The organism is Mesorhizobium sp. B2-3-2 (genome assembly GCF_006442295.1).
Classification (GTDB): domain Bacteria; phylum Pseudomonadota; class Alphaproteobacteria; order Rhizobiales; family Rhizobiaceae; genus Mesorhizobium.
Genome location: NZ_VFWA01000020.1, coordinates 15192 through 34544, shown reverse-complemented (window position 1 = coordinate 34544; position 19353 = coordinate 15192). Strand labels below are relative to the sequence as shown.

At 62.5% G+C, this 19353-nt stretch carries 20 protein-coding genes and 1 riboswitch; of the genes, 5 read left to right on the top strand and 15 right to left on the bottom strand.

Annotated elements, in window-relative coordinates:
* Window positions 1–31 precede the first annotated feature (31 nt).
* Complete coding sequence (locus tag FJ964_RS28160; RefSeq protein WP_140553751.1) at window positions 32–2443, top strand: tetratricopeptide repeat protein; 2412 nt, start codon at window positions 32–34, stop codon at window positions 2441–2443.
* Window positions 2444–2611: 168 nt separating this feature from the next.
* Here the strand turns inward: FJ964_RS28160 and FJ964_RS28155 are convergent, their stop codons facing one another.
* The 4 genes from FJ964_RS28155 to FJ964_RS28140 all read right to left on the bottom strand — a co-directional run bounded on the left by FJ964_RS28155 (window position 2612) and on the right by FJ964_RS28140 (window position 5853).
* Entirely contained in the window at window positions 2612–3634 is a 1023-nt protein-coding gene (locus FJ964_RS28155) for an ABC transporter substrate-binding protein (protein ID WP_140553749.1), read from the bottom strand.
* Window positions 3627–4394, bottom strand: coding sequence for an ABC transporter ATP-binding protein (locus tag FJ964_RS28150; protein WP_140553747.1), 768 nt, complete (start codon window positions 4392–4394; stop codon window positions 3627–3629). Before FJ964_RS28150 ends, FJ964_RS28155 begins: the two co-directional genes overlap by 8 nt.
* Window positions 4391–5146, bottom strand: a complete 756-nt coding sequence (locus FJ964_RS28145; protein ID WP_140553862.1) for an ABC transporter permease — start codon at window positions 5144–5146, stop codon at window positions 4391–4393. The genes FJ964_RS28150 and FJ964_RS28145 overlap by 4 nt, the downstream gene beginning before the upstream one ends.
* A gap of 98 nt (window positions 5147–5244) precedes the next feature.
* Window positions 5245–5853 (bottom strand): YkoF family thiamine/hydroxymethylpyrimidine-binding protein, encoded by a 609-nt coding sequence (locus FJ964_RS28140; protein ID WP_140553746.1) that lies wholly within the window; start codon window positions 5851–5853, stop codon window positions 5245–5247.
* A riboswitch (TPP riboswitch) is annotated at window positions 5844–5957 on the bottom strand. Its footprint overlaps the gene before it by 10 nt.
* Window positions 5958–6175: 218 nt before the next feature.
* On the opposite strand from FJ964_RS28140, the gene FJ964_RS28135 reads away from it, so the two are divergent.
* A complete protein-coding gene (locus FJ964_RS28135) occupies window positions 6176–6493 on the top strand; it encodes a hypothetical protein (protein ID WP_140553745.1) in 318 nt (105 codons plus the stop codon).
* A 156-nt stretch (window positions 6494–6649) separates the two neighbouring features.
* On the opposite strand, the gene msrA is transcribed toward FJ964_RS28135, so the two are convergent.
* From msrA to FJ964_RS28105, 6 genes are all read right to left on the bottom strand, one after another.
* Complete coding sequence (gene msrA / locus FJ964_RS28130) at window positions 6650–7168, bottom strand: peptide-methionine (S)-S-oxide reductase MsrA (RefSeq protein ID WP_140553743.1); 519 nt, start codon at window positions 7166–7168, stop codon at window positions 6650–6652.
* A 183-nt stretch (window positions 7169–7351) separates the two neighbouring features.
* A complete protein-coding gene (locus FJ964_RS28125) occupies window positions 7352–7663 on the bottom strand; it encodes a hypothetical protein (protein WP_140553861.1) in 312 nt (103 codons plus the stop codon).
* A gap of 99 nt (window positions 7664–7762) precedes the next feature.
* Window positions 7763–7963, bottom strand: coding sequence for a hypothetical protein (locus FJ964_RS28120; protein WP_140553741.1), 201 nt, complete (start codon window positions 7961–7963; stop codon window positions 7763–7765).
* Window positions 7948–8187, bottom strand: coding sequence for an ABC transporter permease (locus FJ964_RS28115; protein WP_140553739.1), 240 nt, complete (start codon window positions 8185–8187; stop codon window positions 7948–7950). The genes FJ964_RS28120 and FJ964_RS28115 overlap by 16 nt, the downstream gene beginning before the upstream one ends.
* Window positions 8184–8384: a hypothetical protein gene (locus tag FJ964_RS28110; protein WP_140553738.1), complete on the bottom strand. Its 201-nt coding sequence runs from the start codon at window positions 8382–8384 to the stop codon at window positions 8184–8186. Before FJ964_RS28110 ends, FJ964_RS28115 begins: the two co-directional genes overlap by 4 nt.
* A gap of 2 nt (window positions 8385–8386) precedes the next feature.
* Window positions 8387–9124: a glycosyl hydrolase 108 family protein gene (locus FJ964_RS28105; RefSeq protein ID WP_140553736.1), complete on the bottom strand. Its 738-nt coding sequence runs from the start codon at window positions 9122–9124 to the stop codon at window positions 8387–8389.
* A 182-nt stretch (window positions 9125–9306) separates the two neighbouring features.
* On the opposite strand from FJ964_RS28105, the gene FJ964_RS28100 reads away from it, so the two are divergent.
* Window positions 9307–10134, top strand: a complete 828-nt coding sequence (locus tag FJ964_RS28100) for a class I SAM-dependent methyltransferase (RefSeq protein WP_140553734.1) — start codon at window positions 9307–9309, stop codon at window positions 10132–10134.
* Window positions 10135–10172: 38 nt separating this feature from the next.
* Window positions 10173–10838, top strand: coding sequence for a class I SAM-dependent methyltransferase (locus FJ964_RS28095; RefSeq protein ID WP_140553732.1), 666 nt, complete (start codon window positions 10173–10175; stop codon window positions 10836–10838).
* Here the strand turns inward: FJ964_RS28095 and FJ964_RS28090 are convergent.
* On the bottom strand, window positions 10835–13408 hold the full coding sequence (locus FJ964_RS28090; protein WP_140553730.1) for a hypothetical protein: 2574 nt from the start codon (window positions 13406–13408) through the stop codon (window positions 10835–10837). The genes FJ964_RS28095 and FJ964_RS28090 overlap by 4 nt on opposite strands.
* 332 nt (window positions 13409–13740) lie before the next feature.
* Here FJ964_RS28090 and FJ964_RS28085 point away from each other — a divergent pair, with 332 nt between their 5' ends.
* Window positions 13741–13929, top strand: coding sequence for a hypothetical protein (locus FJ964_RS28085; RefSeq protein ID WP_140553728.1), 189 nt, complete (start codon window positions 13741–13743; stop codon window positions 13927–13929).
* A gap of 815 nt (window positions 13930–14744) precedes the next feature.
* On the opposite strand, the gene FJ964_RS28080 is transcribed toward FJ964_RS28085, so the two are convergent.
* The 4 genes from FJ964_RS28080 to FJ964_RS28065 all read right to left on the bottom strand — a co-directional run bounded on the left by FJ964_RS28080 (window position 14745) and on the right by FJ964_RS28065 (window position 19351).
* Complete coding sequence (locus FJ964_RS28080; protein ID WP_140553726.1) at window positions 14745–15179, bottom strand: hypothetical protein; 435 nt, start codon at window positions 15177–15179, stop codon at window positions 14745–14747.
* A gap of 559 nt (window positions 15180–15738) precedes the next feature.
* The gene (locus FJ964_RS28075; RefSeq protein ID WP_224713324.1) at window positions 15739–16212 is read right to left on the bottom strand and encodes a hypothetical protein; all 474 of its coding nucleotides are present in this window, start codon (window positions 16210–16212) and stop codon (window positions 15739–15741) included.
* Complete coding sequence (locus FJ964_RS31115; protein WP_181172639.1) at window positions 16209–18848, bottom strand: HNH endonuclease signature motif containing protein; 2640 nt, start codon at window positions 18846–18848, stop codon at window positions 16209–16211. The genes FJ964_RS28075 and FJ964_RS31115 overlap by 4 nt, the downstream gene beginning before the upstream one ends.
* Window positions 18848–19351 carry a hypothetical protein gene (locus FJ964_RS28065; RefSeq protein WP_140553724.1) on the bottom strand — a complete coding sequence of 168 codons (504 nt, stop codon included), beginning with the start codon at window positions 19349–19351 and terminating at the stop codon, window positions 18848–18850. The genes FJ964_RS31115 and FJ964_RS28065 overlap by 1 nt, the downstream gene beginning before the upstream one ends.
* Window positions 19352–19353: the final 2 nt, after the last annotated feature.

Here is a 19353-nt window from a genome sequence, read left to right as displayed (position 1 = left end):
AGGCGATCAAGTTTTTTGGGGGACCAGCGACATGATGAGCTGGAAGGATGCGGGACTGACCGCCGCCGCGATTGAATTTCGTGCGCTGACAACCCTTGTGCCCAGCTGGTGGCCTTTAGTCGCGCTTGGCGCCGTACTCGCCCTGAACATGCCTGCGCTCGCTGCCGAGAAGGATTATGCCACCTGCATCGGCGAGGACATCGAGCCGGACAAGCGCATCGTCGCCTGCACCGCGATCGCGGAGGATGCCGCAGAGCCGGCCGGCATCCGCGCCACAGCCTATTTCCAACGGGGCGTCACTCTGGGCGACCAGAAGCAATACGACCGGTCGATCGCCGACTACAGCGAGGTGATCGCGCTCGATCCGAACGACGCATCCGCATATCTCAACCGCGGCGCCGACTGGTTCAGCAATGGAGAAGACGATCGCGCGATCGCGGACTTCAACATCGTCATCAGCCTGGAGCCGTCTTCCAGCGATGCCTACAGCAACCGTGGCCTCGCCTTCCTGCACAAGGGCAAGACCGACGCGGCCATCATCGATTTCCAACAGGCAATCGAGGCCGACCCTCAGAATGGCAACGCGCATGCGGGCCTGGGCATCGCCTGGGACAGGAAGGGCTACTCGAAGCAGGCCTTGGCCGAGTATGACGAGGCGGTCCGTATCGATCCCAACAACATATTGGCCAATGTCAAACGCGGCATCGCCCGCGCCGCCGAGAGTGAGTTCGATCCCACTGTCACCGATGACGATGCCGAACAGGCGCCCGGCGGGGATTTATCCGCCGCCAAGGATGCGACCAGCAATCGCACAGCCGCAAAGACCCTGATCGAGCGCGCCGGGATGCGGCTGTCGAAATATGGCATCGAGGGCGCGCTTCTCGACTTCGACAAGGCGATCAGCCTCGATCCCGACAATGCGGACGCCTATCTCGGCCGCAGCCGCGCAAGGACGCTCAAGGGAGACAGCGCCGGAGCGGCGGCGGATTGCCGGCGCGCCATCGAGCTTGATCCGATGCGGGCAGGAAGCTGCGGGGATCAGCTTGCCACCGACCAGAGCAAGCCGGCACTGTTGCCGGGCACCCAACAGCAAAAGCAGCGAGCCGTCGTTCCGGATATCGCTGCTACCCAAGACACGCTGGCCGCAAGGGCTCTGGAGGCGACCGACCCGCGCGCCCTCGAAGCGATCCTTGGCGGCGATGCCTTCCTGGACATGGGCAAGTACGATCAGGCGATCGGCGCCTACAACAAAGCCATTGCGCTCGATCCGAACAACCGGTTCGCCTATTACGGCCGCGGCAAGGCCCGGGCCGCCAAACGCGCTTACGCGCAAGCGATCGCCGATTACGACACGGTCATCCAGCTCGCCCCCAATTTTGCTGCAGCTCATTCTCGCCGGGGCCTCGCCAAGATCACGTCAGGCGATGCCGAAGGCGCTCTTGCCGATTGCAGCCGGGCTTCAACACTCGATCCAAAAGCGCGCGACGCCTACTTCTGCATGGGCATGGCCTGGCACGCCAAGGGCGACGTGGCGCGCGCGATTGCCGCCTATTCGGTAGCCATCGAGATCGATCCGAAAGACGACGCCAGCCATTATGGGCGCGGCATGGCGCGTGCTGACAGGAAGGACTATGACGAGGCAATCGCCGACTTCGGCCAGGCGATCAAGCTCGATCCCGACAATCGCGATTACGCGGTCGCCCGCAAGGCGGCTGTGGCTGCGAAGGGACAGGGCGATATGGCGGCCGCTACGCCCGCCGCCGTCAGCTCGGCGGCGGCCACCGCCAGTTCAGCCGCCGCTTCGACCGAACCGGGCGATACTGATTCGGCCGCCAAGGCGCTTTTCGCCAAGGGTCGGAGGCTGCATGAGAAAAACGACTATGACGGCGCGATAGCTCTGTATGGCAAAGCGATCGCACTTGTCCCGGCATTTCATGACGCCTATCTGGCCCGGGCCATGGCTTGGGAGGCCAAGAACGATTACGCTCATGCTGTTGCCGATTACACGCAGGCGATCGCGATCAATCCGAATATAGCCGAAACCTACTACAGTCGCGGCCAGAACCTCAGTTTCCAGGAAAACTACGACGGGGCGTTTGCCGACTTCGAAAAGGCCATCAATCTCAACCCCGCGGACGCGAGGGTCTATGCCGATCGAGGCGTCCTATGGATGGGAGGGCACAAGGACGTCGCCGCGCTGCGCGATTTCGAAAAGGCCATCAGCCTCGATCACAAAAACCCCTTTGGCTATTTCGGTCGAGGCGTGATCCGAATCAGCAGAGCGGACTATGCAGGGGCCATCGCGGATTTCAGCCAGGCGATAAGGCTCAAGCCGGATTTCGCAACCGCCTACGAGGCGCGGAGCCGGGCGTGGGAAGCCAAGGGCAACCGCAAGCGTGCTCAGGCCGATCGCAAGAAGGCGCTGAGCCTCGGGGTAGATTAGACGGACTTTTTGGGAGGGGCGCGGATGTTGCGTTGGTGTGATTTGAGCGTAATGGCAGTCGCCGCTCTGTGCTTATTGCGGTAAGGGTTTTGCCTTGACCGCAGCTTTGACGAGACTGACGAAAGGCAATCAGCTTGAGCAGAGCTGGCGTCCGATGCGACTTGATCCCTACCCCAGATAGAAGTTATTGAAATAGCTGCGAAAATCCGGTTTCCGGACAACGGGCTCGCCGTCGCCATTCCGGAGGATCCCTGCGGCGAAGAGATAGGAACCGATCGCTTCCATCTTGGCCGGGTCCATGCTGCCGATGGCGCCGTTTTGCCCACGCAGATAGTGCCCATCGATCAGCGCCTTCAGCGAGGCATGGATCAATGCCGGATTGGTCAGGGCATCCTTGTTGGCTGATATTAGCAGTGTGGCCGCGTCTTCGGGATGATCGACGGTGAACTGGTAGCCGCGCCGCGTTGCCCGTATGAAGCCCGACGCCAATTCCGGATTTGCACGCAGATACGCATCGCTAGAGGAGATCAGCGTGGTGTGCTCGTCGGGCACGCCGTAGTCGGCATAGACGAAGCTTCGCTGTTTGACGCCTTTGAGTTCTGCCTCGACGCCTTCCCAGGTCGAGACCTCCAACGTGAAGTCGACCGAACCGTTGGCCAGCGCCTCATAGGCGGACGTGCCGAGCGTCACTGTTTCGAAAGCCCCCTTGCCGCCATCGTGACGGATGATGGTCGAGATCAGCGCGTTTTCCCAGGCACTGCCGAAACCGCCATAGGTCAGGCCGTCAAGATTCTTGGGGCTTTTGATCTCGTCGCGTGCTGCATTGAACACCAGCCGCCCGGTTTCGGACTGCACCACGGCATAGACCGCCTTGAGATCGGCGCCGGCGGTTTTCTGGGTGAAGAGGCCGATGGAGCCGTTGATCCCGAAATCAGCAACGTGGTTGGCAACCAGCGTGCCTGCACCGGTATCGCTGTAGGGCAGGATGTCGACCTCGAGGCCGGCCTCGCTGTAAAACCCTTTGTCGCGAGCGACGAACAGGCCGATATGGTTGGTGTTGACCGTCCAGTCCAGCGCCACCGTTACTTTCCGGGCGGCCGCTTGGGCAAGAGATCGGCCTGGCCGAGCTACAAGGGGAAGGCCAGCAGCGGCAGTGAGCAGCAAGGCTTGCCGGCGCGTCAGATCAGTCATGGTCCATGTCCTTCTGGTGGCTCGGGTTGAGGAGGATGTCGAGGATCTCGGCTTCCAGGGTGCCGGCCTGCCGTGCAGCGCCGCCGGCCAGTTCGCGTGGACGCGGCAGCGGCACGTTGATCTCAGCGACGACGCGCGCCGGCCGCGCCGACAGCACATAGATGCGATCGGACAGGAACACAGCTTCGCGCACGTCGTGGGTGATCAGCAGCGCCGTCCAGCAGTGGCGCCGCCACATCTGTTCCAACCAGCGCTGCATGGCGGCGCGGGTCAGCGCATCGAGCGCGCCGAACGGCTCGTCGAGCAGCAGCATATCGCGTGCCTGCACCACGGTGCGCAGCAAGGCCGCGCGCTGGCGCATGCCGCCGGAAAGCTGCGCCGGAAAATGCCGTTCGAAACCGGCAAGCCCGAATTCGTCGAACAGCGGCGCAACGCGAGCGCGGGCAGCCTTGCGCCTGACGCCTTGCACCTCAAGCCCGAGCGTGGCGTTGTCGAGAATGCGCCGCCAGGGCATCAACGCGTCTCGCTGCGGCATGAAAGCGAAATGCCGGCCATGGTCATCGAGCGGCTTGCCGTCGAAGAATATCTCGCCCTCGCCGTGAAGCGCGCCGGTCAGAAGCTGGAACAGCGTCGACTTGCCGGCGCCGGAGGGGCCTAGAATGGAGACGAACTCGCCGGTGCCGACGCTGAGCGAAATGTCGGCAAGCACGTCGAGCCCTTCGAAGGCCTTGCGCACATGCCGCAAGTCGAGCCGGTTCATCGCCACGGCCCCTTTCCTGGGGCCTGCCCGCCGGCGGCCCGTTCCCAGGGCATGGCAAGGCGCTGGACCAGCACCGTCAGCCCGAACAGGACGAGCGTCAGCACGGCGCTGACGGCGACGGCGGCCAGCACCAGGTCCGGGCGGAAGTTGTTCTTGGCGTTGAGCATGTAGATGCCGAGGCCCTTCGCCGCGCCCGCATATTCGGCGAAGATGGCGCCAACGACGGCATAGGTGATGGAGATCCTGACACCAGCGAAGAAGTAGGGCAACGCCGATGGCAGCCGCGCCAGGACGAAGACACGCCAGCGCCCTGCCCCCATGGCGCGCAGCATTTGGCCGATCTCAGTCTCCGTCGCCTCATAGCCTTCGGCCAAAGCCACCAACATCGGAAAGAAGGTGACCAGCGCCACCAGCATGACCTTGGGCATCAGCCCAAAGCCGAACCACAGCACCACCAGCGGTGCAATCGCCACCAGCGGCAAGGTCTGGCTGACCACGAAGACCGGAAAAAGGGCGCGCCGCAATGGCTGGGAGAAGTCGACCAATATCGACAGCACAAAGGCACCGCTGAGCGAACAGGCAAAGCCTGCGAGCGTGGCACGTAGGGTTGGCGCGGCGTTATCGGCCAGCGCCTGCCGGTTGAGCATTGCCTGAGCGAAGACGCGCGATGGCGCCGGGAGGATTGTCGGCTTGACGCCACCAAAGCGTGCATAGAGTTCCCAGGCGGCCAGCAGTAGCCCCACCGAAAGCATCGCCGGAGCGGTTCTGGCGATGAGGTCCACGATCGGACGCGAAGGGGCGGACGGGGAGGACACACAGGTACCCGGAGCGGACGGCGCGGGGCGCGCCGTCAGACGGCGGTGGGGCTGTTGGCCGAGACGGTGACGTCGAGCGTTACGTGGCCGGCACCCGGCCCGAAGCGGCAAAAGGCCTCGTTGAGAGCGGTAAAAATGGCGCCTGCGTCGCCGCGCAACTTTGTGCAGAAATGCTTGGAGCGCTCATATACGCCCGACTGCTTCAGGACGTCGATGCAGCCATAGATCTCGTCCATGTGGTCGTCGGTGCCCATGACATAGAGCGAGAACTGCGCCGCCGCCGGCTGGCCGGTGACGGCCACGCCGCGCACGGCGGTGATAGCGGCTTCCTTGCGCGGGCCGAGCGGCCCGGCAGGTCCGCCAAACGCGTCGGAGCGACAGATTGGATCGTCCGGCTCGCCCGGGCAGCCGCGCGAGACGGCGGCCGAAAGCACGCAATGCTTGCCGCTGCGCGCTGCCGCCACGAACAGGTCGCGCATGGCAGGAAACAGCACCTCGGGCGGTCCGACCAGCAGGGTCGAGATATCGTCGGTCTCAATCCTCAGTCGATCACGATAGGGATCGAGCGCACCGAGCGCACCAAGGATAACACCGACGAAATCGTCGGCCATGGGATATAGGGAAATCTGTGCGCCTGAAAACATCGCCCGCCTCGCTCCGCTGGTATTACCCAGATCAGCTTTTAGGGTCCGTGGGCTTGCCGCCCTCGTCTCAGCCCCGACCGTACGGAGCACCCCTGTGGATGAGCGCGTTAAAGCACCAATCGGACGGCTATGAAAGCTGTTTTTTCAGGACCATCGCCGGAAATGCATTGCGCCAAGCCTGATTTATGGGCGGTTCCGTCGGGCCCGGTCTTGAGCGAAATTTGTCCGGAACCTTAGCCACGACGAGTGGTTGTCCCTATAGTCGCAAACGCGACGAACTTCGTAGAAACGAGCGAAGACTTCACAGAAATGGAGACAAACCATGTTCATGAAAATCCTCGCAGCTTCGGCTCTTACAATTGGTCTCGCCACTTCGGCGATGGCGCAAAATACTGGCGGAAACGGCGGCGATAATGGGCCTGGCAGCGGCCAATCGGTGACGGTCGACCCGAACACGCCGGCATCGCCGAACACGGTGGATCCTGGCACGACCGGCAGCACGACCGTCATGCCCGACGGCATGAATTCGAACGCCGACCGGAACTGTCCGGCCAGCCCACAAGGTGCTCAGCCGGATGCCAGCCACACCGCTCCGGGCACGGCTTCGCCGACCGTCAATGACAAGCATTGCGGCAAGTAGCCATTCGCCGAAACTGCCGGAGAACGCCACGGCACGCCTGTTCCGTGGCCTCTCCGTCTCTGGATGTTTCACCCTCGCCGAACAGGCAGGCGCCTGAAAATGCAGCCCGCCATCGGCCGAGCCTGGCAGGAACCGGGCTTTGTTCGGTCCGGGCGCCTACGAAACAGCCTTTTCGCGAACCGGCAGCTTCCAGCCCGGCCTGACGAAATGACAGGTGTAGCCGTTCGGGTATTTCTCCAGATAGTCCTGATGCTCGGGTTCGGCTTCCCAGAACGCGCCGGCCGGAGCCACTTCGGTAACCACCTTGCCGGGCCACAGGCCCGAGGCGTCGACGTCGGCGATGGTGTCTTCGGCGACGCGCTTCTGCTCATCGCTGGTGTAATAGATCGCCGAACGGTAGCTCATCCCCACATCGTTGCCCTGGCGGTTGCGTGTCGTCGGGTCATGGATCTGGAAGAAGAACTCCAGCAGCGTGCGGTAGCTCAGCCTGGCGGGATCGAAATTGATCTCGATGGCTTCGGCATGGGTGCCGTGGTTTCGGTAGGTGGCATCAGGCACGTCGCCACCGCTGTAGCCGACGCGCGTGGACAGGACGCCCGGGATGCGTCGGATCAGATCCTGCATGCCCCAGAAACAGCCGCCGGCAAGCACTGCGCGTTCGCTTGAAGTCGCCATATCAAATCTCCCCAAAGCAACTCCGGGAAAGGTTGTAGCCGTTTCCGTCCGGATTTGCGCAAGATAAAACTGGAGGCCCGGCGCTATGACAGCCGCTCCAGGATTTCCCATAGATGGGCATTGTCGTCGGCTTCGTCCAGTCGGCGGGCGCGTCCTGCTGCCGATCACCACGGGCGCGCGGCGTCACTCCCCAGGCTTGAACCTGCGCACCACGACCTCGAATACGATATCCGAGATCCACATGGCGCAGACGCCGATGAGGAATGCGGCCGCCAGCGTCGTGGTGTCGTCATTGGCCATCGGCAGGCCCATGGCGCGGGAATACTGGACCACGGGCAGCGTCAGATAGGCGGCGGCGAGCGCGCCGCAGATCGGCGAGGCCACCATCTCGCGCGGCTTGTAGCGGTGGCGCGACAGCGCTCGCAATATGCCGCCGGACAGGCCGGCGAACACCACCGGCACCTTGATACCGAGCAGGTCGAAAATATCATGCATCATTTCATCGTCTCGCGATCAGGCAACAGATGACCGATCCGGCACCGAAGATGAGCAGTCCCCGAGCAGCAGGACCCGAATCGAGCGGCAATACGATCGTCACGGTTTCCACCCGCACAGTTTCTCGCCCTTGCGGTTGTGCGCCAGCAGCGTTCTGACTTCCGCATCCGACAGCGCTGCGACGGCGGATGCGGACAAGCGCATCGGGCTCGAGACCGCGCAAAATCCGCCGGTGACGGTGGTACAGCCGGCTACCGCGACAAGTGCTGCGGCCGCTGCGACAATCAATCCCTTGCCCATGACCTGAGCTCCTTTCGCGCAGTGGCGGCGGGCAGCGCGCCGATATCGTTGTCAACCTGGTCGGCGACGTCCCGCGCCGCCGCCTCGGCCGCGGCCTGCCGGCTGCGTTCGGCGCGCTCGCCGGCAAGCCGCTGGCGAACACCCCAGCCAAACGCAGCGGCGATGGCCGCGCCGATGCCGAGAACGGTCGAATTGCCGAGCAGGAAGGAGAGGAGCGCGCTCATTGGTTTGGCGCGTCCTTGACGAGATAGCCGACGGCAAAGACGGCTAGCGGCAGCAACGTGGCCCACGTCTCGGCATCGTACCAGGATGGCCAGACATTGCGCACGAAGACGCCGGAAATCGAAACGGCGGCGGCGGCGATGGTCGCGGCCGTCAGCTTGTTGGTCGGGCGGATGGTCGGCTGGGTTATGGTGGCCATGATCAGAACATTCCTTGCAAGGCGGCGGCGATGTGTTGCCAGGCGGCGTAGGCGACGAGCAGGCACGCGGCAATGATGCCGCCCGCCTTGGTGGCGGCTGGGATGTTGGCGTCGGCAGGCGCCGCCGCGAGCGGTTCGACGGCATCTACGGCAGCAGCGCCGCCCGGCGCCGCCGCAGCAGCGGTCGGTGCAGGATCTGGCCGCGTGGCCGATGCCTCGCCTGCCCCGGCAGCCGTCAGCAGCAGCGCCTGTGCGCGGACGGATCCGATCCGGCTCGACCAGCCTTTGCCGAAAGTCGGCCAGGTCGGAAGCCGCTTCAGGAAAGCCAGGCGGGCATCGCAGAGATTGTCGATGACGACAGCGGCCGGTCTGGAACCGACGGCAGCGAGCGTCTCGGGCCCGATGCGGCCGTCCTGGACGGTGCCGACCACTGCTTGAAGATATTTCGCCGCCCTGCCCGGCCCGCTGTTCACGGCAAAATCGAACACTGCGTAATCCACGCCGTCGGGCAACTCGGCGCCAGCAATCGCATCCCAGTAGAAGCGGCGGTACACCGTGGCGAGCTGGGCATCGCTGATCTTCCTGAGATCCGCCTTGGCGGCATCCGCCTTCACGTAGCGGCGGAAATTGGCGAGAGTGACGCCCTTCATGGTGGCGCCGCCCGAATCGGCCGGATTGTCCGACCAGCCGCCTTCGGATTTGAGGACGAGCGCAAGCGCCCGCGTAAAATTGCGGTCCATGATATCCCTTTCGATTTCTGGTTGATGGGGTGAGTGGGTGATCGCCGGCAGCACAGAGGTGCGGATAGTCGCCGTTGCGCGCGCCTCGGCGCCTGCTTGCAGTGCATCAAAACCGAAGATCGCCTTGCGCGCCGGCCGGCGCATGGTTAGAAAAATGCAACTTCAGGACGAACAGGTCTGGGATGAGAGACTTTGTTGGCGCCGCGCGGCGCCTGGCCTTCAACAGCCTGTCGGCCGCCATCGATCGCCGCTGGAACGTCGACCCGCTGGGCTCGGCGCCGCGTGCCCCGAAAGAGGAATATCTGAGGCTGTTCGAAGCCACCCGGCGCGTCTCATTCCCTGAGATCGACAGGCTCGAAACCGAAACCGGCTTTGCCGTCGATCGCGACTGGCTCGACGAACTGGCCCTCCACACCCAGATCACCATCAAGACCAACGCGCTCGCCTACCCGCACGGGCGGGTGCTTTACAGTCTTCTTCGCCGCCAGCTGGCCGACAGCCCAAGGCCGTTCACCACCGTCGTCGAGACCGGCACCGCGCGTGGTTTCTCCGCGATCTGCATGGCCAAGGCGCTCGCCGATGCCGGCGCCTGCGGGCATGTCGTCACGCTTGACGTCCTGCCGCACCATCACCGCTTCTACTGGAATTGCATCGACGACCATGACGGCAGGAAGTCGCGCGCCGAACTGCTTCGGCCGTGGCAGCCGCTGGCCGACCGGATCATTTTCCTGCAAGGCGATTCACTCTTTCAATTGCCCAGGGTCGGCGTGAACCGGATCCATTTCGCCTTTATCGACGCGCAGCACACCAGGAAGAACGTGCTGGCCGAGCATCGCTGCGTTTCGGGCGTTCAGCGCGAGGGCGACATGGTCGTATTCGACGACGTCACGCCAGGGTCCTTCGATGGCGTGGTCGAAGCGGTCGCCGAGATCGAGCGGCAGGGCCGGTACGAGGTGCGCCGTCTGAACGCATCCAGGCAAAGAACCTATGCCTGGGGCATCAGGCGGTGACGAGACGACAGCCCGGATAAACCATCGGAGGCGAGACCTTGCTCAGAAATGTCGCCCGCAGGCTTTATCTCGGCACGCGCCGGAACATCGACACCCGCCCCATGGCGGCCGATGACTACCTGAAGGTGCAGTACAGGGGCGACAAGCTGGAATATGTGCTGCCTCGCGTAAAGATCATCTCGACGGTCCAGTACCTGATCCGGTTCCTCGAAGGGCGCCGCCCGCCGTCGTCGATCCTGGATGCCGGGGCGCGCGACGGCTGGACCGTCAGCCTCTTCAACCAGCTCGGACTGGACAACGTCACCGGCGTGGAACTGATCGAACCGCTGGTGGCGCACGCCAGGGCCAACGGACGCAATGTCGTTCAGGGCGACTTGCATGAACTGCCGTTCGCCGACGGCTCTTTCGGCCTGGTTTTCTGCCGGCACACGCTGGAACACACCATGGATCCAAAGAAAGCCATGCGGGAACTGGTGCGGGTCTGTGAACCGGGCGGCATCGTCTTCATCACCCTGCCGATCGAGCGCAATGCGCGGGGCAAGCACACGGTGGCCATTCCCAATCTGCGGCTTTTGAAGCAGCTTGCGCTGGATGCGGCCGGCCAGCGGATCGACATCCTGAAGATCGCCCGCTCCGCCGAGACGCGCGTGATAATTCCCGACGGCGACGAAGCGCTGCTGATCCTGCGCAAGAAACCGAACTAGCGCACCACCCAGCGATTCAACCTGACCGCGCGGCCGGCAGCGGCTGCTGCCGGCAAGGCGTTGGTCAGTGTCACCGTGTTACCCGAAGGTGCGCCGTTCACAGTTGTGTGGTGCCATTGGAGCTCTGCTCCGGTAATCACAGTGTCAAGTTCGATTCCAATACGGTCGCCAGCTGTGATTCCCGCGACGCTTGCTAAGCCAATCGTGGTGGCACCGGAAATGGCGGCGGTGGAGACGGTGGTCTTCAGTAGGAATGTATTTCGATATCCACCAAATTGCGCCCGCTCGATGGTCGCTCCAACGGGAAGATAGCTTTCCATAAGGAAGCTATAGCAAAGCCGGCTGATGTCGGTCTCTTGGTCGCGCAATCGCAGTATGGGCGCGGCGAAGCCTTGTTCAAAATCGATACTTTCAATGATCGTTGCGCCAATCCATCCGGACGCCCCAACGAAGAATGAGGCAACAGATGGGTGTATCCACAGCCAGTTGGTCGAAAATTCATAAACCGATGCACCGGTCCGAGCGATTGACTGGCCGTTGCTGCCTTTTGCATAGTACGGGGCATTGCCTGACAACACGGTGCCAGAGGCGTCGAAACAGATGACCGTAATGGCGCGCGAACCGTTAAGGAAGTTGAGGAACGCGTGCTGTGTGGTGTTGGCTTTTTTGTAGATGTGGCCGACAGCCTGGCCCGAGCTTGACACCACAAGTTGGCCGTCGCCGTTAGCCCGCGACGTGCGCGCCGTGACACCATTGGTCAGGAAGGGCGATGGAGCTGCATAACCGCCGGTCGCGCTGTCGTACAAAACGACCCCGGGTACCGTGATGCGGCCCTCGGCCTGCACCGGAAAGAACCGCTCGCCCTGAAAGCGCCTCACCAAGTTGGCCCCGCCAGTCGGCCTATTCGACATATCTCGCAGCGAGACAAACAGGCGCTTCAGATCAGGCGAAAGGATGTTCGCGTCATCGATGCCTGACGCGCTCAAAAGATCAATGTTAAAGGAGGCGAAGCCAATCGCGGATGGCACATTAACGAGGGCAAGTGTGTTGGTGAAGGCGCTGTAAGTTTCGATGCGCGCATTCTTGAAAAACACGGTGGTTAGGTTGCTGGTGCTGCCAAGTGCGGCGTAGATGAAAGCGGCATGGCCGACGCCGGCCGAGCCGCCATCAATGCCGATTTGGGGGCTGTCGATCAACACCTCTTCAACGGCGGCGGTCCCGGCAAGCGTCAGCTTGAAGGTGCCGCGACCCGCCGCCTTCTGGTTGGTGCCGATGTACCAGGTTCCACCGCGGAACTGGTTGTTTACGAAATAGCTCGCGCCAGCCAGATCGCAATGCACATGGGAGCCGTTGTTGTAGAGAGTGATGATGTTGAATTCATTGCTTACCCAATTTGTATTTGCCGCCAGGCCGTCGAAATAAAGCCCTTCGTCATAACCACGGGCAGCAAGCCAGAGCTTGCTCTCGGCCATGCCGCCGAAGTGAATGCCTCGCGTGTTGGCGACAACAGATTTGTCTGGTGTATTCTGGACTTCCAACCAGATCTTTGCGCCGCGCAAAACATTGGCTCCGGTCCCACCGATGCGGACCGCCGAAAGGCCGTCGAAAGCACCGCGTATCAGCGCCCCCTTGCCATTGATCTCGCTGATGTCGCGCCAGTCGATAGAAGAGCCAACAGCGTAGTATGTTGCTACGGCAGGCAGGACGAGCACGGCCTTGGTAATCCGGCAATAGGAGCCGAGCGCGTTTAACGCAAGCGCGTTGTCGGCAAGCCCTTCACGGGCGCCAAACATCGTGGCGGTGGCGACGCTTTCATTCAACACCCAAAACCCGCCATTGACTGCATCGGTTGTCCCGTCCGGCATGAAACGGTCGGCGGATCGGAAATAGGCCAGCGCCGGGTAGCCGCCGGCGGTGATCGCGGCGCGCGACATGCGGGCATAGTTGGCGCCGCCCACCAGGGTTGCCGGGGTCGTGAAGACCGGGGCGTAGAACTGGGTCCTGATGCTCTTGACACCGGCAGCGATCGTCGAGCCCGATGCCGTCGCCACGGAAGCGTAGATCGGCACGTTGACGCCCGAAACCTGCGCGGCGTCGGCGGCATATTGCTGGGCCAGGTCGCGCGCGAGTTCCGCGATGTGGATGACTGCCGCCAGCGCTCCGCCGATATCTGCGAGCGGATCATCCGACAGATAGTAGGAGATCACGATGTTGCTCGTGCCGATCACCGGGTTGAGGGTCTGGAAAGCGTAGACCAGGCCACCCGAAACAACCCCCTCCTGCACGTGAACGGTCGTTCCCTTCTGCATCGTGCGCGTGGTGCGGGCGTCCGCCGCGCGGTACCAGTAGCCCTCGCTCGCCGTGTAGATGCCGTTCAGCCGGGCGTCCGACTGGTTCTTGACCAATACCCGGTCGCCGACGGCGGTCGAAATCCCATCGATCGTCTTCAGGCCCAGGATCCAGGCAACGCCGTCGACGATGACCGTCTCCAGGTTTGCCGTCGTCGCCAGGCGCACGGGTTCGCGCTCGCCCGTCAAAAGGCGAACGGCGGCAGTTGCGGGTCGGGCCATGAGGCTTGCTCCATAAAAAAGCCTCGCGAAAGCAAGGCTTGGAATTCGGGTTGGTTGGCGGCGTGGCGAGGGGTTCGGAGGGGATAAGCGCTGGCCCGTGCGGCCACGGCGCCACGGTCATTCAGGTTCTTCTTTGAGAAATTAAGTCACGGCCGCTCGGCCAGGCGAAAGACAATTCAGCGGTCGGTTTTCTGTCCTTGGGCACGCACTTCCTGGCAAGCAGCAATGCCGGCTTGCACCCGGACTGGCTGCCGTGTTAACACCCGCGCACTGCGGTGCCTTGCGCTATGGGAGCGTCAATGTCGCAGCGATTCCACAAGGTGTGATTTCCGATGAAAAAATCCGCGATTGTCGTGGCTGCAAACGACAACCGCACGGCAGAAGAAAGGCCGTTCGCTTCCCGGTACAAATCCGTTGGAGCGGTGGCGGCGCCGGCGGATTTACAGGCAGGAGGCGAAGAGCCGACCGAAGCCCGCACCCTGACGGCGTTGCAGATGTTCTGTCGCGTAGCGGGCGTCTAGTCGCCTTTGAGGCCTCATCCAGACGGCAAGGGCGGGCTCTAAAGTCCCGACCCGCTGTATCTGGTGGCCTCCTTCCACAATGCGAGCGCAAGGGCGGGTGTCCGCCCCTTCACCGCATATTCGCGGTCCCGGTAGCTTCCCGCCGCGATCCACACCGTCTTTGAGCGTTGATAGATCGTAATGCCCCGCGCGCTCGCCCGCGCGAACAGATCTGCGTCATTTCGATACATCGGTTCCAACCCCTGTGGTCCCCTCGAGGGGTAAGGTGCAACGAACATGCCAAAGTTACGCCTAGCTAATATTACTCATCGCAGAGCTGCCAAATGCGCCATGGAAGTGCACTGGCAGCCCTAACGCCAAGGTGTTCCGTGAGTGTTTCCGCTGTATTGCACCTGAACTGCCCCCAGGTAACAGAATAGACCAATCCGGAAACATTTGCATAAAATTGTCTTCTTCAGCCATCGGCGCCGACTGGCCAGCAATTCACCCAAACCAAGAAGTTGGACGACGGCGTGCCAGAGTTCGGTGAGCGGGCCTACTACACGCGTCGGAAGACCGGGCGGCCCGTGCTGGCACTGCGGCAGCCAGGCGAGGAACAGTTGACCGGAACGCGCTATAGCAGGCCGGATTCGCTCATACCGCGGATCTTGGCGTTGCCTCCCGTCCGCCGGCCGGCCATCGCGTTGGCGGCCGAGTAGCCGCGCGATGGAGCGACAAGTAAGCGGCTCTGGACTCTAGTCGGGCAATAACGCTCTCCTGAACTCCACGCTGATCCGAGGCGCTTTGACGCCGTCGGCCACGACGCGGGTGCCACACTATTTGTTGCCGACGTGGAACGGTTCGATGGATGCGGAAGGAAGCCCCAGTTCATCAAGCACATCGAGGGCCCGCTCCGATATAACGAGGTACAGGTTCTGATTAATCCCAAAGTCGTCGTGACCTGCCTTGCCGTCCACCTTGAGCCAGACAAACGGAGGGAGCACGACGTCGGGCTGCACCAGGTGAAAATCCTCGGATATGGTCACCTGCGCGTCGGCGAATGTGGCGCCAGAGATGCCGATAGCGAGCAACCCACGTTTGGCTTCTTCGGTCACAAGAAAACAAGGAAACGAGGTCACGAGTGCATCTCCCAGCCAGCCCGCGAAATGATAGTGGAGCTTGCTCACAATGGGCGGATGAACGCTGGCATCCTCGACAGTGTCATCGCCTAGCTCACCGGCTACTAGAGGCTTTACTTCATAGTATCTCATTACCGAATTCTCTGCCGTCACGGCAACGGGCCGAAGTTCTTCCGCCCCAGCCATCATCTGGCCAAACGCAACAAGGCTACGCCATATTCTTGCGACCACCGCATTCCCCTTTTCAGGTCTTTGGAGAGATCCGCCTCGGTCATCTCCACCTTGTCGCTGCCGAGCTCGAGAGCCAACACCCGTCACCGCATAGGATCGAAACGATCGGAATCCCTTCCTCCCGAAGCCGGTGCCTCCGGCCTCCCGCTCAGGTGGCTTCATCAGAAAAATGTAGCCGTCTCTCCGAGCTCGGGCAGAATGCGCTCTTCCGCGGTTGGCCTCTCCCCGGTCTAGTCAATTGGTTCGATCGTCAGGATTGGGCACCGCGACCAGCGCCGCCCATACGGATTAGAGCCAAATGCAACAATTTAGAGGCCGCCACTCCAATTTACGACTTGAGGTTTATTGGGGTCCCGGAGGCAATCCCTTCACCTTCGCTATGACCTGGCCCATCAACGGCTTTGCCGTTGTTCGGCAATCGGGTCAAAAACGCCTCATTGCCTATACAAGTGCCTACACATCACTTTTCAAGCAGCGGCAGAATCTTTTCATCGAGGAATTTAAGACGTCCGCCCAACATCTCGGCATTGGCGGGGTTCGCCGGGACATTCACAGGGATCAGCTTCGCCACTGACTTCCCCTGACGCGCGGCCTCAACCCATTCATCCATTGCGCCGATATATCCATCCAGCGCCTCGTACGGAGTCTCGACATCGTCGCCGGGCATATAAGCTGGCGGCACATCACCCACGATTACCCATATCCATTGGGGCACATCTGGTCTCCCCGGTGAAATCTCGAAGAGAAAAATGTATATTATTCCCTCGGCGCCATATCCAAGATACTCTGTTTTTATATTCTTTCCCCAATCATAAAACTTTATATATTCACGGGCCTCTTGAAGAGCTGCATCAAGATTATCATCGGCGTCTTGATCACCCTCAGGAAGCGGCAAACGGCTTACTGTACTGAGATCTGGCATAATTGCGTTCACACACCCTCTCCATTACTTAATTTATTCTTCCGCCATCGCCTCTTAGCCCACCGCCGAAAATCACCAGCCTCCATGTGGAGCCTTATGTGATCTTCCCTGGTACGCGGCTGAACATTTGATACATGATCCGCTCCACCATCGGCCAGAGCTTTTTCATGGGAAACATCCATATTTCGACCTGTCTTGGGATCTTTGGGCCAGGGCTTGCCATGCAGTAGTTCCCATTCCTTGCGAAGAGCTCTGTTCGTGGTCGTACGATTGGTCGGGACAAGGTTTAGATCGTCCTCGTCCGTAATTCTTGCAGCCGGGTCCCCTGCGGTCGCAACGCGCTCCGACGCCTCGACTTCTGTCGCCGTCGGAACGCCTTCATGTCGCGGTACGTCGGCTGCCTCGTCGGCGGATCTGCTGTCCACAAGTTCAGATGCTGCCGAGCCTTCCGGCGAGCCGGTGAGCCTCGCTGTCACCTGCCTGCCGATCTCGCTGAGCCCCTCGGCAAGGATATTGCCGCCGGCACCCCAAAGTGCCCCAGCGGCTGCACCGCGCAGCATGTCCTCATCCATGCCGTGCGCATATGTGGCGCCATAGATTGCACCCTCGCCGCCAGCGACGGCGGTTCGTGCAGCCAGGCCGGTCAGGCCGTCCAAGGCTGCGGTGCCCAACTTGCCCGTGAGAGTGATGCCCGAACTCGCCAGACCATGTCCGGCGATGATCCCACCAAGGAGTTCCGCAGGCAGGGCTGCAGACCCTGCCCGGTCTTCGGCATCTTCCGTCGCGGCCCGTTCGGCGGCGAGCAACTCCTCGTAGCTTTTGTCGGAAAAAAGCGAACTGAGGCTGGCCGCGGCTTTGTCCGCGTGACCGAGGGTCATCCCTTTGGCCATCAGCCGGGCCACGTCATCGGCGGCTTGGAGAGGTTGCAGCCAAAGCGACGCAGCGTTGTATTGTGATCGAGCCGGATGCAATGCGACGGTCAACAGGGCGGCCGCCAAGGCGTCTTCTCGTGCCTGGATATCCGCTGATGTCAGCTTCGGATCGGTTGCCGCGTTCTGTCGCAGCCGAGGCAGGCCGGAGGCAAACAATTGCTGGGCCATCCCGAAGCGCAGGCGTGGATCGCGGACCGCCAAAAAAATCGTGCTCAGATCGGTCATGCGCTGCCGCCACGGCACACTTGGATCGATGAATTTCGCAGCAAGGCTTTCCGCGGTGGTCCACGGCAACGGCAGTATCTTGTCGAAACCCATCTCCCGTTGGGCTGCAACAACCCAGGTGATGGCGGCCTTATAGCCCTCGGGAGTGGTGACCTTGTCCCAGTTGGGAGCCCGGCCCGGGAACATTTGGCCGATATAGGCGACAGGGTCGGCCCGCCTGGCGCCTAGAACGAATTCCGCGCCGCCAGCCTTTGCTTCGTATCGCGCCCACTCTTCCTGCGAATTGTTGGGACCGGGCTCAAAATCGCGAAGCTGAGCGTGTATCGCCTGGTTCGGCGCGCGGCGCATATCGAAGACCGCAGCGGCGACATTGGATGTCGTGTCGAAGGCCTGAAAGTGCTCGGCGCCCTCCTCGAGGCCATAGATATTGACGAAATCCTGTGCGGTAGGTTTCTCCTCGGGATACTCGCCCGTGCTGGCGATGACAGCCGGAGCGTTCTGCTCCGCCAGTTGCACCTTGGCGCGGGCATCGACCAATTGTGCAGCGGTGGCCGTGTTGGCCTGATCCCTTAGCGCTGCGAGATCGCCGGGCTTCAGGTAGGTAATGGCATCCAGGGGGATGGCTGACTTGGCATCCGGGGTCGTCGAGATGCTTCGGTCGAACGCCTGCGCATTACTGTTAACCGGCGTCAGCTTGCCAGCACCATTTGCTAAAGCTGCACTAGAGATGCCCGACGCATCAGAGCCATCAACGGCCTCTGCCGTGTCGTACTTGAGCCGGCTTCCAGCTCGCGCCCCGCCCAACATCTCGGCGGCCCGCTTCGGATCCTGGGCGATCATCGCCTGAACCAGCGCCTTGGCCGTGTTGCTGCGCCAGGCCACTTCCGCCGCTTGCCTGATAACCGGGTTTCCGATCTTGGCGATCAGATCGGACCCGTTCTGCCGGATCGCCTCGAAAGCTCTGATATCGTTCGGGTCGCCTTTTGCGATGGAGCTGGTGGATATGGTGTCGACCTTCGCCCACTCCGCCAGCTCATACTCATCGCGTTGTGCCTGCTGCCGCTGCGCCATGCGCGGCGAGCCGGCGGCGCGCATCGGCTCCTTCTGCCTGGCGAAATCGGCGCGCCGGCTCTCGGGTATTTCAGGCACAGCCTCGTCGAACAGCCTGTCGAACAGGCCGGGCTTGACCACCTGCCCGCTGCGCGGGTCGACCTCGCCATACATCGCATCGTGCAGGCCGCTGCCGTCGGCCGGCGCGTTCGCCGCCACCTCGTCTTCCGCCTGCGCGATGCGGTCGGCGAACCGGCGGCGCGCCAGCTCGGCGTCGAACGCTTCCTGCCGCTCCTTCATCTGCCGGTAGCGCTCGGCGACCGCCGAGAGCTCGTCGCCAAGATCCTGCATCGCCCTGCCGGCCGGCGACCCCTCGGGATAGGAGACGCCGTTGCCGGTGTCGAGCCGGCGCTGCGCAAGCTGGAGAGGAATCGTCGCCATCAGTAGAGCCCTCCCGTGAAGGCGCCGCCCGGCGCCGGCGGGAAGGCGCCCTTGCCGAAGGTCACGGCCTTGGTCGGGTCGTAGAGGCGCGAGAGACCCGACACGAGGCTGCCGCCGGCCTTGAAGACCGACGCCGCCGCCGCCTGCCTGCCGGAGAAGCGCGCGAGCGCGGCCTGGCTGTCGAGAGTGTTCCGGCGCAGCGCCGAGCCGTACTGGATCGCCTTGAGGTCGAGCTGGCCTTGCCTGGCATTGGCCGCCAGCACCTCGGCGGGCGAGCCCTGTATGCCGACGCCGGAGGCGCCCGCCTGGGCTCGCGCCTGCGACAGCAGGAGATCCTGCCTGTGGCGCTCCTGGCTCTGTTCGAAGGCCGCACTTTGCGCATCGGCCTGCGCCTGCTGCCCGTAGGCCTTGGCCTGGTAACCGGCCGCCTGGTTCTGCTGCCGGCCTTCGAACAATGCGCCACCCACCGAGATGGCCGTGCCGAGAAGGGCTAATGTGCACATGG

Excerpts from the sequence above, each read along its gene's own strand:
- FJ964_RS28160 (WP_140553751.1), top strand. The coding sequence starts at position 32 with ATGATGAGCTGGAAGGATGCGGGACTGACCGCCGCCGCGATTGAATTT.
- FJ964_RS28155 (WP_140553749.1), bottom strand. The coding sequence starts at position 3,634 with ATGACTGATCTGACGCGCCGGCAAGCCTTGCTGCTCACTGCCGCTGCT.
- FJ964_RS28150 (WP_140553747.1), bottom strand. The coding sequence starts at position 4,394 with ATGAACCGGCTCGACTTGCGGCATGTGCGCAAGGCCTTCGAAGGGCTC.
- FJ964_RS28145 (WP_140553862.1), bottom strand. The coding sequence starts at position 5,146 with ATGCTTTCGGTGGGGCTACTGCTGGCCGCCTGGGAACTCTATGCACGC.
- FJ964_RS28140 (WP_140553746.1), bottom strand. The coding sequence starts at position 5,853 with ATGTTTTCAGGCGCACAGATTTCCCTATATCCCATGGCCGACGATTTC.
- FJ964_RS28135 (WP_140553745.1), top strand. The coding sequence starts at position 6,176 with ATGTTCATGAAAATCCTCGCAGCTTCGGCTCTTACAATTGGTCTCGCC.
- msrA (WP_140553743.1), bottom strand. The coding sequence starts at position 7,168 with ATGGCGACTTCAAGCGAACGCGCAGTGCTTGCCGGCGGCTGTTTCTGG.
- FJ964_RS28125 (WP_140553861.1), bottom strand. The coding sequence starts at position 7,663 with ATGCATGATATTTTCGACCTGCTCGGTATCAAGGTGCCGGTGGTGTTC.
- FJ964_RS28120 (WP_140553741.1), bottom strand. The coding sequence starts at position 7,963 with ATGGGCAAGGGATTGATTGTCGCAGCGGCCGCAGCACTTGTCGCGGTA.
- FJ964_RS28115 (WP_140553739.1), bottom strand. The coding sequence starts at position 8,187 with ATGAGCGCGCTCCTCTCCTTCCTGCTCGGCAATTCGACCGTTCTCGGC.
- FJ964_RS28110 (WP_140553738.1), bottom strand. The coding sequence starts at position 8,384 with ATGGCCACCATAACCCAGCCGACCATCCGCCCGACCAACAAGCTGACG.
- FJ964_RS28105 (WP_140553736.1), bottom strand. The coding sequence starts at position 9,124 with ATGGACCGCAATTTTACGCGGGCGCTTGCGCTCGTCCTCAAATCCGAA.
- FJ964_RS28100 (WP_140553734.1), top strand. The coding sequence starts at position 9,307 with ATGAGAGACTTTGTTGGCGCCGCGCGGCGCCTGGCCTTCAACAGCCTG.
- FJ964_RS28090 (WP_140553730.1), bottom strand. The coding sequence starts at position 13,408 with ATGGCCCGACCCGCAACTGCCGCCGTTCGCCTTTTGACGGGCGAGCGC.
- FJ964_RS28085 (WP_140553728.1), top strand. The coding sequence starts at position 13,741 with ATGAAAAAATCCGCGATTGTCGTGGCTGCAAACGACAACCGCACGGCA.
- FJ964_RS28080 (WP_140553726.1), bottom strand. The coding sequence starts at position 15,179 with ATGAGATACTATGAAGTAAAGCCTCTAGTAGCCGGTGAGCTAGGCGAT.
- FJ964_RS31115 (WP_181172639.1), bottom strand. The coding sequence starts at position 18,848 with ATGGCGACGATTCCTCTCCAGCTTGCGCAGCGCCGGCTCGACACCGGC.
- FJ964_RS28065 (WP_140553724.1), bottom strand. The coding sequence starts at position 19,351 with ATGTGCACATTAGCCCTTCTCGGCACGGCCATCTCGGTGGGTGGCGCA.